This window comes from Rhizobium sp. SU303, assembly GCF_021052345.1.
In the GTDB taxonomy this organism is placed as follows: Bacteria; Pseudomonadota; Alphaproteobacteria; order Rhizobiales; family Rhizobiaceae; genus Rhizobium; species Rhizobium laguerreae.
In genome coordinates, this window is the sequence record NZ_CP088095.1 from 38,623 (window position 1) to 53,140 (window position 14,518).

At 61.9% G+C, this 14,518-nt stretch carries 16 protein-coding genes; 8 read left to right on the forward strand and 8 right to left on the reverse strand.

The annotated features are described in order from the left end of the window. Positions 1–26: 26 nt before the first annotated feature. From RlegSU303_RS00195 to RlegSU303_RS00215, 5 genes are all read right to left on the reverse strand, one after another. Positions 27–2,309: a PAS domain-containing hybrid sensor histidine kinase/response regulator gene (locus RlegSU303_RS00195; RefSeq protein WP_131719550.1), complete on the reverse strand. Its 2,283-nt coding sequence runs from the start codon at positions 2,307–2,309 to the stop codon at positions 27–29. A 55-nt stretch (positions 2,310–2,364) separates the two neighbouring features. After that, a complete protein-coding gene (gene lspA, locus RlegSU303_RS00200) occupies positions 2,365–2,868 on the reverse strand; it encodes a signal peptidase II (protein WP_131719551.1) in 504 nt (167 codons plus the stop codon). After that, entirely contained in the window at positions 2,865–3,725 is an 861-nt protein-coding gene (locus RlegSU303_RS00205) for a TrmH family RNA methyltransferase (protein WP_131719552.1), read from the reverse strand. The genes lspA and RlegSU303_RS00205 overlap by 4 nt, the downstream gene beginning before the upstream one ends. Further along, on the reverse strand, positions 3,722–4,819 hold the full coding sequence (locus tag RlegSU303_RS00210; RefSeq protein WP_094086824.1) for a class I SAM-dependent methyltransferase: 1,098 nt from the start codon (positions 4,817–4,819) through the stop codon (positions 3,722–3,724). Before RlegSU303_RS00210 ends, RlegSU303_RS00205 begins: the two co-directional genes overlap by 4 nt. 187 nt (positions 4,820–5,006) lie before the next feature. After that, positions 5,007–5,651: an NUDIX hydrolase gene (locus RlegSU303_RS00215; RefSeq protein WP_017958725.1), complete on the reverse strand. Its 645-nt coding sequence runs from the start codon at positions 5,649–5,651 to the stop codon at positions 5,007–5,009. A gap of 68 nt (positions 5,652–5,719) precedes the next feature. Between RlegSU303_RS00215 and RlegSU303_RS00220 the strand changes: the two genes are divergently transcribed. Both RlegSU303_RS00220 and RlegSU303_RS00225 read left to right on the forward strand, forming a co-directional pair. Next, positions 5,720–6,175: an SRPBCC family protein gene (locus RlegSU303_RS00220; protein ID WP_017958726.1), complete on the forward strand. Its 456-nt coding sequence runs from the start codon at positions 5,720–5,722 to the stop codon at positions 6,173–6,175. Positions 6,176–6,213: 38 nt separating this feature from the next. Then, a complete protein-coding gene (locus RlegSU303_RS00225; protein WP_026158479.1) occupies positions 6,214–6,648 on the forward strand; it encodes a GNAT family N-acetyltransferase in 435 nt (144 codons plus the stop codon). 38 nt (positions 6,649–6,686) lie between these two features. On the opposite strand, the gene RlegSU303_RS00230 is transcribed toward RlegSU303_RS00225, so the two are convergent. The 3 genes from RlegSU303_RS00230 to sppA all read right to left on the reverse strand — a co-directional run bounded on the left by RlegSU303_RS00230 (position 6,687) and on the right by sppA (position 8,457). After that, on the reverse strand, positions 6,687–7,019 hold the full coding sequence (locus RlegSU303_RS00230) for a LapA family protein (RefSeq protein ID WP_017958728.1): 333 nt from the start codon (positions 7,017–7,019) through the stop codon (positions 6,687–6,689). Positions 7,020–7,177: 158 nt separating this feature from the next. Beyond that, positions 7,178–7,477 (reverse strand): integration host factor subunit beta, encoded by a 300-nt coding sequence (locus RlegSU303_RS00235; protein ID WP_003544934.1) that lies wholly within the window; start codon positions 7,475–7,477, stop codon positions 7,178–7,180. A 29-nt stretch (positions 7,478–7,506) separates the two neighbouring features. Beyond that, a complete protein-coding gene (gene sppA / locus RlegSU303_RS00240; RefSeq protein WP_026158480.1) occupies positions 7,507–8,457 on the reverse strand; it encodes a signal peptide peptidase SppA in 951 nt (316 codons plus the stop codon). A 225-nt stretch (positions 8,458–8,682) separates the two neighbouring features. Between sppA and lptC the strand changes: the two genes are divergently transcribed. The 6 genes from lptC (at position 8,683) to hpf (ending at position 14,486) form a co-directional block, all read left to right on the forward strand. Then, positions 8,683–9,348, forward strand: coding sequence for an LPS export ABC transporter periplasmic protein LptC (lptC, locus tag RlegSU303_RS00245; protein WP_017958730.1), 666 nt, complete (start codon positions 8,683–8,685; stop codon positions 9,346–9,348). Between the two features lie 15 nt (positions 9,349–9,363). Continuing rightward, entirely contained in the window at positions 9,364–10,014 is a 651-nt protein-coding gene (locus RlegSU303_RS00250; RefSeq protein ID WP_131719553.1) for an LptA/OstA family protein, read from the forward strand. A 40-nt stretch (positions 10,015–10,054) separates the two neighbouring features. Further along, positions 10,055–10,831 (forward strand): LPS export ABC transporter ATP-binding protein, encoded by a 777-nt coding sequence (lptB, locus tag RlegSU303_RS00255; RefSeq protein WP_003556077.1) that lies wholly within the window; start codon positions 10,055–10,057, stop codon positions 10,829–10,831. A 173-nt stretch (positions 10,832–11,004) separates the two neighbouring features. Beyond that, positions 11,005–12,564, forward strand: coding sequence for an RNA polymerase factor sigma-54 (gene rpoN / locus RlegSU303_RS00260; protein ID WP_027666156.1), 1,560 nt, complete (start codon positions 11,005–11,007; stop codon positions 12,562–12,564). A 130-nt stretch (positions 12,565–12,694) separates the two neighbouring features. Continuing rightward, a complete protein-coding gene (locus RlegSU303_RS00265) occupies positions 12,695–13,618 on the forward strand; it encodes a DMT family transporter (protein ID WP_131707849.1) in 924 nt (307 codons plus the stop codon). Between the two features lie 292 nt (positions 13,619–13,910). Then, a complete protein-coding gene (gene hpf, locus RlegSU303_RS00270; protein ID WP_017958734.1) occupies positions 13,911–14,486 on the forward strand; it encodes a ribosome hibernation-promoting factor, HPF/YfiA family in 576 nt (191 codons plus the stop codon). Positions 14,487–14,518: the final 32 nt, after the last annotated feature.

The following is a 14,518-nucleotide window of genomic DNA, read 5'->3' on the forward strand; positions in this document are numbered from 1 at the left end:
AAGAAGCGTGCCGGTTTTTGAGGCGCTCACCGCGCCTCTGCCCGGCGGGCGGAAAGGGCGGCAACCGCCTGAACTTCGGTCAGCAGCCGCACCGGATCAACCGGCTTTATCATGACGCGGTTGGCGCCGTTGAGCAAGACTTGGCGGCGTGATTCGTCGCTCTTGTCGGCAGTCAGTACGATCACCGGCACCGGCGCGAGATCGAGCCGCCGCTCGTGGCCACGCAGGCGTCCCAGCATGTCGATACCGTTGCCGCCAGGCATCGAGAGATCGCTGATGATGATATCGGGCCGGGCATTGGCCTCGCAGAGCGCACAGTCGAGCAGTGTCTCGAAATCTTCGACATGGCGCACCTTGTGCCCGCCCTTTTCCAGAACGACACGCACCAGCATGGCATTGATCGGATCGTCTTCGCCGAGCAGGATGCTGAGCCCGCTGGCGGCAACCAGCGTCTCCGCCACTGAAAGCCCGAAACCCGGCTGGTTGTCGTTCAGCGCGTCGCGCTTCTCCATGCCGCGCATGCGCCCGCGCAGCACGTCGATCAGCGACTGTTCGCGCAGTGGCCGGATCAGCCAGGCATCGAAGAGGTCAAGCGGATGGGCGCTGCGCTCTTCCGGATTGACGAGCAGGACCTTGCGCAGGCCAAGTGCGGCGATTTCGGCGCGATCGGCAAGATGAGCGGAAAATTCCGCCGACATGCGATGGTCGATGATGATGTCGGTCGGCCGCCGTCCGCCCTTAGCCAGTTCGAGCAGCGTTGCCCGCGCCGTCTCGCCGTCGCCGACGAGATGGCAGAGACCGCCGAGCGCAGTGATCGTTTCGGCGATGGCAGTGCGCGCCGCACCTGCCGGCGCCAGCAGTACGACACTGTTGCCGGCAAGCAGCGTGTTTCGCCGGTCGGGGCGCTCGCTGCCGATATCGACAGGGAAGCGGATGGTGAATTCGCTACCTCTGCCCATTTCGCTGGCAACCGTCAGCGCGCCGTTGAATTCGCGCATGATGCGGGCGGAGATGGCAAGGCCGAGGCCTGTCCCGCTGCTCTTGTCGGCAACGCTCCCGCCCTGCTCGAACTCGCCGAAGACGCGCGCCTGCTCCTCCGCCGTCATGCCGGGACCGCTATCGGTGACGGTGATCAGCAAGTCGCCGGCGTCGAGCGACACGCGGATGAAGACGCCGCCGACCTGGGTGAACTTCACGGCATTGCCGATGACGTTGAACAGAACCTGGCGCAGCCGCGCCGGATCGAAGCTCATATTTTCGGGCACGTCGGATGACACGGTGGCGCCGATCTCGATACCCTTCTCATGCGCCCGATGGGCGAGCATCTCGACGACGCTTTCCAGCAGTTTGCGCAGCGATTCCGAGCGCGGGTGCAGCGCGAAGCGGCCGACTTCGATGGTGGAGAAGTCGAGCAGATCCTCGACGAGCTGCGTCAAGGCGTGGCCGGACTGGCGGATGTTTGCGAGATAGTTCTGCTGCTCCTGCGTCAGCCGCGTCTCGGCGATCAGATGCGTCATGCCGAGGATGCCGGAAAGCGGCGTGCGCACCTCGTGGCTGACGGTGGCAAGCAGCCTCGATTTGGCGGCGCTGTTATACTCGGCCTTCTGGCGAGCCTCCTCGCGGCCCTGTGCGATCAGCCGCTCGTCGGTAACGTCGCGGGCAACGCTCTGCAGCAGCAGGCGGCCGTTTGCCGGGTCGCGGGTGACGACATCGCGCCAGAGGAAGATGCGCTGGCCCTCCGGCGTCGAAATCTCGACGTCGTAGCAATGCGGTACCGGGCCGGGGCGGAAGGCAATCCCGATCTCCTCGCAGGTGCGTCCTTCCGGACGCAGCCGCCCGGTCAAGCGGCGAAAAGTATCATTGGCGGAGATGATCCGCCGGTCCATGGTGCGGCTGACCGTGATGTCGCCGAGCACGTCGTGCACGTCGGCGAACAGCTTTACGCCGGCGTCCCAATCCGGCATGGGTTGACCGGGGCGCTGCCCGGCCCTGCGCGAGCGAACCATCAACAGGGCATAGCTGGCGATGACGGCCAGGCCAAGGATGACGAGACCACCCGAAAGCAGCAGCGGATCGCTGGCGTGGGCAAGTAGCATCAGGATCGTTGCGGCAAGAAGGCCGGCGCCGCCAAGCCAGTAGAATAGCAGGCGCCGTGTCGGTGCAGGCCCGCTCTGGCGGTCATCGGCGCCCCGGGGTGCCGCTACGTTCGGCCGCGGGGAAAGGACCTCCATCCGCTTCTCATGCGGCTTGGCGGCGGGTCCACCGAAGGCGGCGGACAATCTTTCCTGCAACTGTCCCAGGTTCTGCATGCTATCTGACTAACATGAGGCCCGTTCCGAATGCCTTCAGGATTTCGATAAGATTTTAGCGGCTGGCCTTTTTCGACAGCAGCAGTTCGTCGAGAATGACGCAGCCGGCGCCGATGGTGATGAAACTGTCGGCGAGATTGAAGACCGCGAATGACCAGCTCTCGGTGTAGAAAAGAATGTAATCGATCACATGCCCATAGGCGAAGCGGTCAACGAGATTGCCGATCGCGCCTGCGATGATCAGCGCATAACCGAGATGAGCGATCCAGCGATCCTTTGCCGTGCGGTACCATAGCCAGATGACGAAGGCGACGATGACGAGACGCATGCCGACGATGAACCAGCCGTCCATGCCTGATAGCATCGAAAAGGCGACGCCGAGATTGTAGGTGCGGTAGAGCGCCAGCATCGGAACGACGGGCACCGCCTCCTGCAGCGGCAGGTAATGATCAACGGCGATCTTGACGGCCTGGTCGATGAGAACGGCGACGATGATGAAGAAGAGGATCGGCGCCGGGCGCGAAAAAAGCGCGGGGCGTGCATGCGTCTGTTCGGTCATTTGCCCTCGGCAAGTGAGAGGAGATGGCGGCGCGCCTCGAAAAGCATGACGGCGGTGGCGACGGCGAGGTTCAAGGAATCGGCACGGCCTTGCTGCGGAATGCGGGCAAGCGCGTCGGCCTCCCTGGCAAGCTGTTCCGGCAGGCCGGATTGCTCGTTGCCCATCAACAGCACGACGGGCTTGTTCCGGTAGTCGATCGTCCGGTAATCGACCGCGCCGGCAAGATGTGTCGCGACGACGGAAACGCCGGCCGATTTCCGCCAGGCAATGAATTCGTCAGGCGTCGCCCGCGCCACCGGAACGGCAAAGACCGAGCCCATGGTTGCCCGCACCGTTTCGAGCGAGAAGGGATCGGTCGTTTCTCCGAGAAGTATGATGCCGGAAGCGCCAGCCGCATCGGCCGTGCGGATGATGGTGCCGAGATTGCCGGGGTCGCGTACCCGGTCGAGCGCCACCCATGTCTCGCCCTCGCTCGGTCGGATACCCTTCAGCGGCGTCCAGCGCTGCTCGAAGATGCCGACGACCATCTGCGGATTGTCGCGGCGGGTGATCGAGGCGATCACCTTTTCGCTGACCTCGAGCACCAGCCCGCCCGAGGCGACGGTCTTTGCCGCCATCTGCTCGACCAGCGGCTTGCCCTTGGCGGCCTTGGCATAGACCAGCGTGCGGATCGCCCAGCCGAGTTCGATCGCATCGATGACGAGCTTCAGCCCTTCGGCGAGGAACGTGCCGCTTTCCTCGCGAGACTTCTTGTTCGTCAGCGCCTTGATATCCTTGATGATCGGATTGGCGAGCGAAGTGACTTCCTTCACTTGCCCGACCCTGCGCGGTCCCTGATCGTGGAAGTCCTTGCTCATTTCGGCACCCAGCGGGAAAAGAGGGAGGTGGAAAGCGCGCGGCCCTGCGTCTTGCCGTCGGTGCCGGCTTCGCGAATCACCAACTCGCCGGATTCGACCACACCGCCGGCGCCCCGCATCGTCTCGCGCATCAGCTCGTGGATCGAATAGAAGCTGGCGCGGATCGAATAGGCCGTCAGCACCAGGCCCACCGCCTTCGGCGACAGGATCTCGCGGCAGACATCGAGCATCAAGGGCAGATGCTCGAAGAGATGCCAGACTTCGCCATTGGGGCCACGGCCGAATTTCGGCGGATCGGTGAGGATGATATCGTACTGGCTGCCGCGGCGTTCCTCGCGCAGGATGAATTTCATCGCATCCTCGCAGATCCAGCGGATCGGCAGCTTCTCCATGCGCCCGAGCGCTTGGTTTTCCCGCGCCCAGCCAATCGCCTTCTTCGAGGCGTCGACATGGGTGACCTCGGCGCCGGCTGCGGCGGCAACCAGCGAGGCGACGCCGGTATAACCGAAGAGGTTCAGCACTTTCAGCGGCCGGCCGGCCTTTTCGACCTGATCCTTCATCCAGCTCCAGTGGACGATCTGTTCGGGGAAGACGCCGACATGGCGGAAGGAGGTGAAGCGACCGAGGAAATCGACGCCGAGCAGGTTGAGCGGCCAGGTCTCGCCGAGTGCCTCCTTCGGGAAGCGCCAGCGGCCGGTGCCTTCCTCGTCGGTGTCGCCGGTGAAGGCGGCATCGACCTTTTCCCAGACTTGGGGCGCCAAAGAAGGCCGCCACAGCGCCTGGGCTTCCGGACGGATGATGCGATAGGGGCCGTATTGCTCGAGCTTTTCGCCGTTGCCGCTGTCGATCAGATGGAAGTCGCCGGCCCCAAGCGATTCGAGGATGACCGGCACGCGCTCGGTCGGACGCTCGCCGCTGCGTGTCATCAGGAGACGCACGACGGCAGCAGGCACAGCAGCTTCGCGCACCGCCTCACGGCTCGCCGCGGGCCGCGCGACCGGCTTCGGCGGCCGGCCTGCCCGATCGTCCCTGCGGCTTTCACCGGAAGGACCCGATGTTTTCTTCTGGCCCGGCCGGCCTTCTCTCTGTTTCAACGTGCTCTTCCGCGTCTCTGTCGGGGTGTCTTATCGGCTTTGTGTCGGCTGCAGGCCTGGGCGTCTTTTGAAACGCGCAAAGCGCGCTGCGGCACTTTGAATATGCAGTAGCCCAGAAAAGCGGGGCGGATCAACTGCGCTGCCGGCCGGCCCGGGGCAAGCGGACAGGGTTTTCCCGGCGCGGCGCCTATTTCAAGCCCTCGGAGGCCTGTCTGCGAAGCCAGCTTTCCGCCGCATAAAGGGCCGCGACATGCATCGACTGCATGATGACCGCGCCGGACTGCAGCTCGCCGAGGATGGCAGCAAGATCCGCAAACAGCAGCTCAACCTTCTCGCCCGGGTCGAAAGACGGTTCGCCGGCCCGGCTGAGACCAAGCGCCAGCCAGCTCGTCACCATATTGCTGTGGCTGGCGGCATTCGGATAGGAGGTCAGCAGCTTGACGAAGGTCGAGGCTTGATAGCCGGTCTCCTCCCGGAGTTCGCGCTCGGCCGCCGCCATCGCCGCATCGCCGGTCTTGCTGTCGCCGGGTTCGAGGCTGCCGGCGACCAGACCGAGCACGATTTCGCCGCGGCCATGTCGATATTCCCGCGTCAGCAGCACGCGTCCGTCGGGCATCACAGGGATGACGTTTATCCAGTCGGGATAATCGAGCACATGGAAGGGCGCGACGACAATTCCATCGGCCGTGATGCAATCGTCGCTCCGGACACGGATCCAGCGATCCTCATAGGTGATGCGGCTTGCCGTCACGCTCCAGGGCTTCAGTTCGTCGTTCATCGGCCCGTCCTTGTGTGTCAGGTGCGTGTCAGATCGCAACCCGGCAGATAACATTCCGTGCCGCCTTGGCAAAGCGCTTTCCCGCTGGGATAAGATGAGCGAATCGAAGATGGGGCCATCGAATGGATTTCACCGGCGAAGAACGCATCGCCGCGCCGCGGGACATCGTCTGGGCAGCACTCAACGATCCCGAGATCATGCGCGGCTGCATTCCGGGCTGCCAGAGCATCGAGCGACTGTCGCCTGATGTCTTCGAGGCAACGATCAAGGTCAAGTTCAGCCTGCTGTCTGCCACCTTCCACGGGCTGCTGACGCTTTCCAATGTCGATGCGCCGAAGAGCTATACGCTGTCGGCCGAAGGCAAGGGCGGCCTTGCCGGCTTCGCCAGGGGCAGCGCCGATATCGTGCTTGAGGAAAGGGGCACCGAGACGATCCTGCACTACCGGTCGAAGGCCGAACTCGGCGGCAGGCTCGCCCAGCTCGGCGCCCGCCTGCTCGATTCGACCTCGCAGAAGCTCGCTGAAGGGTTCTTTTCGGATTTCAATGCCGCCGTCGTCGCGAAGATGGCAGCCAGTTAGGCTTGGCGCGGGGCGGAGGGTTTGTTTAAATCGGCATGATGACGTGGACCATCAGGCCGCCGCGGGCGGAAGATCAGGACGTGCTTGCGGAGATCTATCTTTCCGTGCGCCGTGAAACATTCGTCTGGGTCGATCCGGGCAAATTCCATCGCGAGGATTTCGCCGCCCATACCCATGGCGAGACGGTCTTCGTCTGCGCGCATGAAAGCGGCAGCGTCGCCGGTTTCCTGTCGCTTTGGCCGGAGGACGATTTCATCCACATGCTCTACCTAAAACCGGAATTCCAGGGTCAGGGCGCAGGCACGGCGCTGCTGCACGCCCTGCCGGAATGGCCGCAGCACCGGTATCGGCTGAAGTGCCTGGTGAAGAACCGGCGGGCAAAGGCGTTCTACCTCGCCCACGGTTTCCGCGTGACCGGCAACGGCGCGTCGCCGGAGGGCGACTATGAGGAACTGAGCTTTTTTCCGGTTTGACGGCCGCCGAACCCGAGCCAATCGAATATTGACCAGTTTTACCGCGCCGGCAGCTGCCCGGCAATTTCTTCTGCGCGGTTCTTGTGGCGGTCGGCCTCGCTTTGCCAACGGATGGCTTCCTTGGCCTCGGTGCGGGCGCGCTTGCGGTGTTTGCCCTGGCTGAACCAGGTGGCGGCCGCCCCGATCAGCATGCCCGTGATCAGCGCGACGACGAGGAAGACGAAGAAGGGCGCGGAAACTGCAAGCACTTGGTCTTCCGGCCGGAACGGATTGAAGGCGAGCGTGACGCTCTGCCGGTTGGCGACGCAGAAGACGATGAGGATGACGCCGAGCGGCAGCAAAATCAACAGGTTGACGATCTTCTTGGCCATTTGAGGTCTCCACGCGGCAGATTGCGCCGGTTTTTAAAGGGCGCGTTTCATGCTTACAGCGCCACGCGTCTTTGTAAGACGCGGAAAGCACGATGCGCTACCAGAATAGGAAAACGGCCGTCGAGTTCAAGTGCGGTTTCGCCGCAGGCAGCGACGGCTCAATCCTCTTCGTCGGCCTGGCCGGGATTAAGCCGCTCGCGCAGCTCCTTGCCGGTCTTGAAGAAGGGAACCCACTTCTCCTCGACGAAGACGGTATCGCCGGTCCGCGGGTTGCGGCCGGAGCGCGAAGGGCGGTTCTTGACCGAAAAGGCGCCAAAGCCGCGCAATTCGACTCGGTTACCCGCAGCCAGTGCATCCGTGATCTCGTCGAGAACCGCGTTGACGATATTCTCGACGTCGCGATGATAGAGATGCGGGTTGCGTGCCGCAACAATCTGCACCAATTCAGACTTGATCACTTTCGCCCCCTTAAATTATTGATTTCTTATCAATCGTGGCCAACCTGCCAAACTGAAAGCAGCCCGTCAAGAAGCAACTTTGGGGGCAGGATTCCATTGATATCCTGGGTTTTCATGAGATCACCATAACCGAAGATCGTAATCAACCGCGAAACAGCCCCAGCGAGCAGAAAGGGCGTATTGCTCTTCTTGTCCCAGTCTACCATCGGCAGATCGCTGTCGACGCCGCGTGACGTCAGATAGGCGCGGATCTCAGCCTCGCCGCCGATTGTATCGACGAGTTTCGCCTTCAGCGCCTGGCGCCCGGTATAGATCGTGCCGTCGGCCAGTTTCAGCACCTCGTCGCGCGGCAGTTTGCGCCGGTCGGCTACCAGGTCGACGAACCAGTTATAGCTGTCGACCACCATGTTGCGGATCATCGCCTTGGCTTCCTCGCTCGCCTCGTGGAAGGGCGAGGGCTCGGCCTTCAGCGGCGAGGACTTGATCTCCTGCAGCGAGACGCCGATTTTGTCGAGCAGCGGCTGGATCTGCGGATACTGGAAGATGACGCCGATCGAACCGGTGATCGAGCTATCACCGGCAATGATCGTATCGCCGGCGGTGGCGATCATGTAGCCGGCGGAGGCGGCGAGCGTGCGCACGTCGGAGACGACAGGCTTCTTGGCCGATATCGCACGGATCGCCTTGAAGACTTTTTCGCCGCCATAGGTCGTGCCGCCGGGCGAGGAGATCGAAATCACCGCTGCCTTCACCTGGTCGCTGGTCTCGACCTTCTTCAGCCGCTCGAGAAGCTCGTCGTCGTCGACGATCAGCCCGGATATCGTCACATGGGCGATGTGCGGGCGCTGCGTCCCGGCATCGCCGAGAGCAAAGCGGTAGAAGGCGAAACCAAGTGCCACGATGAGGGCCACCGCGACGAGGCGCCAGAAGCCGAGCTTGCGGCGCAGCCGCCGGCGATCGGCGATCATCGAACTGTCCATAGAAACCTCCAGCGCTGGCACCGGCTTCGGCTTGCCGCCGATCGATCCGGTGAAATAGGGTGGCAGCGGCCCGTACGAATGCCACTTTTCAATGTTTTTCCATTTTGTTGCTTGTTGCAGAAAAAATTCCATATTGGCAAGCCAATGTAATAATGCGAAACGAACTGTGATTGGCGGCCGGCTTTGTTATCGAAGCGCGGCGATCACCGCACATGGACGAGGCCTATGCTCGATACCCTGAAGAACAACGGACATGCCGCCTATTCAGGGTCCGGCAGGAGCGCTTATGGCGATGCGTTGTTCCATTCCGCTCGCGTGCGGCGGCTGAAGATTTTGCTGCCTGTGGCGGCCCTCATCATCGCGGCGAGCCTCACCGCGGTGGCGTTGGTCAGCATCTATCTGCCCGAGAACATCAAGATGGAAGGCGCCAAGATCGAGAACGGCAAGGTCGTGATGGAAAAGCCGGCGATATCAGGCCGCAATTCCGACGGCATCAATTATTCGATGCTGGCCGAAAGGGCGCTGCAGGATATCCGCAATCCTGATCTCATCACCCTCGAAACCATCAAGGCCGCCGTGCCGATGAATGACGGCCTGATCGCCCGCGTCGTCGCCTCGACCGCCGATTACAACCGCGCCACCGACAATCTGCATATGACGGCCCCCTTCACCCTGGTGCTGAGCAGCGGCCTCAATGCGAATTTCCAGTCCGCGCAGCTCGACATCAAGGGCGGAAACATGCGGAGCGACGACCCCGTCACCATCACCAAGGACAATGCCTCCATTGTTGCGAAGACGCTTCAGATAACGGATAAGGGGCGGGTGATCACATTCGAGGGGAATGTTCGCATGAATGTCGATCCATCCACCATCCATAAACAGGGCACTTAACCAGCCGGGTCATCCATGACAAAAGATTGTCGCATTTCCACTTGCAAGACAGGCATGGCATTCATTGCCGGCGCATTTGCCCTTATTCTGACGGCCACGGGCGCCGGCGCGCAGGCGACGGCCACGATGCCGGGCATGAAGCTGTCCAACGACCAGCCGATCCAGATCGAAAGCGACAAGCTGGAGATCCACGACCAGGAACACACCGCGCTCTTCACCGGAAACGTCAAGGTCGTCCAGGGCACGACGACGATGCAGTCCGGCAAGATGACCGTCTATTACAAGGACAAGGCGGCAAAGCCGGCTGCTGACGGCGCGCAGCCGGCAGCGCAGCCGGCAGCGCAGCCGGAGCAGTCGGCCTCGCTTGCATCGGGAAGTGCTGATATCGACAAGATCCTGGTGACGGACAAGGTCTTTTTGAGCTCGGGCACGCAGACGGCGACCGCCGATGACGGCAATTTCGACATGGCCTCGCAGACATTCATCCTCACGGCGGATGAGGGGAATAAAGTTATTCTGTCGGACGGGCCGAACGTCTTTACCGGCTGCAAACTGACGGTTCACATGCAGACCGGTCAGGCGCAGCTTGAAAGCTGCGGCGGGCGTGTCCAGATTCAGCTCGATCCGAAATCGCAGCCGAATGCGCAGCAGCAGAAGCAGAACTGAGAAGCCGGCCTCCCACGTGAAATTATCATCGCTATCCACCATGTTCGGCAAGCCCGGGCCACAAGCTGCGGGTGCCGCCGACAAGAGCCGCTATCAGGGAACGCTGATCGCACGAGGTCTGACGAAGACCTATGCGACGCGGCGCGTCGTCAACGGCGTCTCGCTGGTGGTGCGCCGTGGCGAGGCCGTCGGCCTGCTCGGCCCGAACGGCGCCGGCAAGACCACCTGTTTTTACATGATCACCGGCCTGGTGCCCGTCGATGAAGGCACGATCGAGATCGACGGCAACGATGTCACGACCATGCCGATGTACCGCCGCTCGCGTCTCGGCGTCGGTTATCTGCCGCAGGAAGCCTCGATCTTCCGCGGCCTGACGGTGGAGGAGAATATCCGCGCCGTCCTCGAAGTGCATGTGAAGGACAAGGCCGAGCGCGAGCAGAAGCTGAACGAGCTGCTGGAAGAATTCCATATCCAGAAGCTGCGCAAAAGTGCCGCCGTCGCCCTGTCCGGCGGCGAGCGCCGCCGCCTCGAAATCGCGCGTGCGCTTGCGACCGACCCGACCTTTATGCTGCTCGACGAGCCCTTTGCCGGCGTCGACCCGATCTCGGTCGCCGACATCCAGAATCTCGTTCACCACCTGACGGCACGCGGCATCGGCGTCCTCATCACCGACCACAATGTGCGCGAGACGCTGGGCCTTATCGACCGCGCCTACATCATTCATGCCGGTGAGGTGCTGACCCATGGCCGGGCGAACGACATCGTCAACAATCCGGAAGTGCGCCGGCTCTACCTCGGCGACAATTTCAGCCTCTGATGCCGGATCCGGATGATTTTAGGCCGGATTGGCAGAAATTCACCGTGCCGTCATAGTTCCGCTTGACCAAATACAATAAAAAAGCAATTTTTGGGCCAACTTGGATTTCCGTGGCCTGAAGCCTTGATCGGACGCGGTTTCCCGGAGGAATCGAGGGGAGTTTCGCGTCCGTCATGGCACTGTCCGCCAATCTTTTCCTGCGCCAGACCCAGTCCCTGGTGATGACACCGCAACTGATGCAATCCATCCAGTTGCTGCAGATGACTCATTTCGAACTCAACCAGTTCATCGCCCTGGAAGTGGAGAAGAATCCGCTGCTCGAATTTCCGTCGAATGACGGCGAGGCGGGCGGCGAACGTGGCGATGCCGAAGATGGAGAGTATGCTCATCAGCCCGAGGATGCCGGCTCCGACGATGGCTATGACAACCGCGCCGAGGCGCTCTCCAGCGACTGGTATGACAATGGCGGCAGCGCCAGCACCAGTCGGCTGAACGACGAACTCGACGCCAATTACACCAATGTCTTTCCTGATGACGGAGCCCCGCAGCGCCTCGATGCGCCGGAACTCGTCAGCCAGTGGAAGTCGATGCCGGGCAGCGGTGAGGGCGCCGACTACGATCTCGACGATTTCGTCGCCGGTCAGGTGTCGCTGCGCGATCATCTCGCCCAGCAGATCCCCTTCGTCCTGCCTGACATGGCCGACCGGTTGATCGCGCAGAATTTCGTCGACCAGCTCGACGACTGCGGTTATCTGCAGGCCGATATCGTCGAGGCGGGCGAGAGGCTGGGCACGAGCCTCGCACAGGCCGAGCGCGTGCTTGCCACCCTGCAGAGCCTTGATCCGCCAGGTGTTTTCGCCCGTAGCCTCGCCGAATGCCTGGCGATTCAGCTCAGGCAGAAGGACCGGTACGATCCGGCCATGCAGGCTCTGGTCGAAAACCTCGAACTGCTGGCCCGGCGCGATTTTGCCACGCTGAAGCGGCTCTGCGGCGTCGACGAGGAAGATCTTCTCGACATGCTCGGCGAGATCCGTCAGCTCAATCCCAAGCCCGGCAGCGGCTTCGAAGCGGGTGTTTCCGAAGCAATCACGCCGGATGTAGTTGTCAGGCCCGCCTCGGACGGCGGCTGGCTGGTCGAGCTCAATCCGGATACGCTGCCGCGCGTGCTGGTCAACCAGTCCTATTTTTCCCGTGTGACGAAGAACGGCGAGGACCACGCTTTCCTCTCCGATTGCCTGCAGAGCGCCAACTGGCTGACGCGCAGCCTCGACCAGCGGGCAAAAACCATCATGAAGGTGGCAAGCGAAATCGTCCGCCAGCAGGACGCCTTCCTGCTGCACGGCGTCGATTACCTGCGCCCGCTGAACCTGAAAACGGTCGCCGAGGCGATCAAGATGCATGAATCCACCGTCAGCCGCGTCACGTCGAATAAATATATGCTGACGCCGCGCGGCCTCTTCGAACTCAAATATTTCTTCACCGTCTCGATCAGCGCCGTCGCCGGCGGCGACAGCCATTCGGCCGAGGCCGTGCGTCACAAGATCCGTGCGCTGATCCTGCAGGAGAGCCCGGAGGCGGTGCTTTCCGACGACGATATCGTCGACATGCTGAAGAAAGGCGGCGTCGATCTCGCCCGCCGCACCGTTGCGAAATACAGGGAGGCAATGAACATCGCCTCTTCGGTCCAGCGCCGCCGCGAGAAGCGGGCGCTCGCCAAGGTCGCGGGCTTCTGACGCAGCAATGCTTCGACCTCGATCGAAGCATCCGGCCTGAAAATCCCGTTATTCCTCTCCAGCGCGCCAGCGTCTTTTCAGACGCGCAACGGCGCCGCAACCCTTTGAATTGTCTTCAACCAAGATCGAAATGCCGACCATGACGCCGCAAAATTCCAACCTTGCCAGGGAGCTTTTCCTGCTGCTGGTGCTGGCGACCCTCTGGGGTTCCTCCTACAGCTTCATCAAGATCGGCGTCGAGACGATCCCGCCGATCACGTTGATCGCCGCCCGCACGCTGATTGCCGGCGGCATTCTGCTGGCCGTCCTGCGCCACCGGCGTGTCCGTCTGCCGCGTGATCGTGCCACCTGGCGGCGGTTTTTCGTTCAGGCCTGTCTGAACAGCGTCGTCCCCTTCACGCTGATCGCCTGGGCGGAACAGTCCGTCGATGCCGGATTGGCGGTGATCCTGAATTCGGCAACGCCGATCTTCACCTTCCTGCTGGCCGTGCTGATCACCGGCCATGAGCAGGTGACGCTGCGAAGGCTTTTCGGCGTCATGGCCGGGCTTGCCGGCATCTGCCTCGTCATCGGCATCGAAGCGCTCAGTGGTCTCGGTGAAAACCTGATGGCGCAGCTTGCCATCATCCTGGCGACTATCTGTTATGCAGGTGCCGCGATTTTCAGCAAGAACTTCAAGGGGCTTGATCCCGCAGTGCCGGCGGCCGGCTCGTTGATCTCAGGCGCGGTCGTTCTCTTGCCGATGAGTCTTATCATCGATCGGCCGTGGGAACTCGATCCTTCGGCGGCATCGATGCTGGCACTGCTGGCCCTCTCCGCCTTTTCGACGGCGCTTGCCTTTGTGATCTATTTCCGTCTCGTCCAGACGCTGGGTTCGGTCGGAACCACCGCGCAAGCCTATCTCAGAGTGCCGATCGGTGTTGCGATCGGCATCGTCTTCCTCGGCGAAAGGCTGAGTCCGACGGCCTGGATCGGACTCATCTGCGTCATATCAGGTGTCGCCGCCATGACGATCCCCGCCAGAAGGGGCGCAACGCAGGCGCGAAACGCGTAAAGTGGATGGACTGGCGGTCGGCGGTATGCCTTGCCCGACAAGGCATCCGCCACACGTTGATCGAGTGCCACTGTTGGTGATTCGGCGCCCTATTGACTTTTCGGCACGCTCTGGCTAGAAGCCCGCCGCAATCGATGCCGTGAACGGCGTCTGGAGTTATCCCCAGCATCAGAAGGGCACCAAGGACCCGCAGGCCTAAGCCGATCTTGCTTGAGATTGTGCGAAGTGCTTGGATGAACCTGAGGCTTGGCGTAAACTGATACCCGCAAACGACCATAAGAAGGGAAACTCCATGAGTGTGCGTGTATCCGGGAAACATATGGAAATTGGTGAATCGTTCCGTCAAAAGATCGAGGACCAAATTGGTATGGCCATCACGAAATACTTCGACGGGGGATATTCCGGCCAGGTGACCGTGGAAAAGGCGAGTTCTCGTTACTCGGCGGATTGCAAGCTTCATCTTGACAGCGGGGTGGTGCTGCATGCGGCCGGCGAGGCGACCGACCCGCAATTGGCTTTCGACGCCGCCTCCCAGCGGATCGAAAAACGGCTGCGGCGTTACAAGCGCAAGCTGAAGGACCATCACGCCGGAAACCATCTGAATGGTTTTGCAGAGGTCTCCTACACGGTCATGGATTCCGTTCCTGATCACGATGATGAAATCGCTGACGATTTCGCTCCGGCGATCGTTGCTGAAAGCACGAAGCAGCTGAAGACCATGTCGGTCGCCACCGCAGTGATGGCGCTCGACATGACCGACGAGCCGCTTCTCCTGTTCCGCAGCCCCGGCAAGGAACATCTGAACATCGTTTACCGTCGGCACGACGGAAATATTGGCTGGATCGATTCAGCCAGTATCAAAGGCTGAGATCAGGGTGGTGAGCGGCGGTATTGCCGCCG

Excerpts from the sequence above, each read along its gene's own strand:
- RlegSU303_RS00195 (WP_131719550.1), bottom strand. The coding sequence starts at position 2,309 with ATGCAGAACCTGGGACAGTTGCAGGAAAGATTGTCCGCCGCCTTCGGT.
- lspA (WP_131719551.1), bottom strand. The coding sequence starts at position 2,868 with ATGACCGAACAGACGCATGCACGCCCCGCGCTTTTTTCGCGCCCGGCG.
- RlegSU303_RS00205 (WP_131719552.1), bottom strand. The coding sequence starts at position 3,725 with ATGAGCAAGGACTTCCACGATCAGGGACCGCGCAGGGTCGGGCAAGTG.
- RlegSU303_RS00215 (WP_017958725.1), bottom strand. The coding sequence starts at position 5,651 with ATGTTATCTGCCGGGTTGCGATCTGACACGCACCTGACACACAAGGAC.
- RlegSU303_RS00220 (WP_017958726.1), top strand. The coding sequence starts at position 5,720 with ATGGATTTCACCGGCGAAGAACGCATCGCCGCGCCGCGGGACATCGTC.
- RlegSU303_RS00225 (WP_026158479.1), top strand. The coding sequence starts at position 6,214 with ATGACGTGGACCATCAGGCCGCCGCGGGCGGAAGATCAGGACGTGCTT.
- RlegSU303_RS00230 (WP_017958728.1), bottom strand. The coding sequence starts at position 7,019 with ATGGCCAAGAAGATCGTCAACCTGTTGATTTTGCTGCCGCTCGGCGTC.
- sppA (WP_026158480.1), bottom strand. The coding sequence starts at position 8,457 with ATGGACAGTTCGATGATCGCCGATCGCCGGCGGCTGCGCCGCAAGCTC.
- lptC (WP_017958730.1), top strand. The coding sequence starts at position 8,683 with ATGCTCGATACCCTGAAGAACAACGGACATGCCGCCTATTCAGGGTCC.
- RlegSU303_RS00250 (WP_131719553.1), top strand. The coding sequence starts at position 9,364 with ATGACAAAAGATTGTCGCATTTCCACTTGCAAGACAGGCATGGCATTC.
- lptB (WP_003556077.1), top strand. The coding sequence starts at position 10,055 with ATGTTCGGCAAGCCCGGGCCACAAGCTGCGGGTGCCGCCGACAAGAGC.
- rpoN (WP_027666156.1), top strand. The coding sequence starts at position 11,005 with ATGGCACTGTCCGCCAATCTTTTCCTGCGCCAGACCCAGTCCCTGGTG.
- RlegSU303_RS00265 (WP_131707849.1), top strand. The coding sequence starts at position 12,695 with ATGCCGACCATGACGCCGCAAAATTCCAACCTTGCCAGGGAGCTTTTC.
- hpf (WP_017958734.1), top strand. The coding sequence starts at position 13,911 with ATGAGTGTGCGTGTATCCGGGAAACATATGGAAATTGGTGAATCGTTC.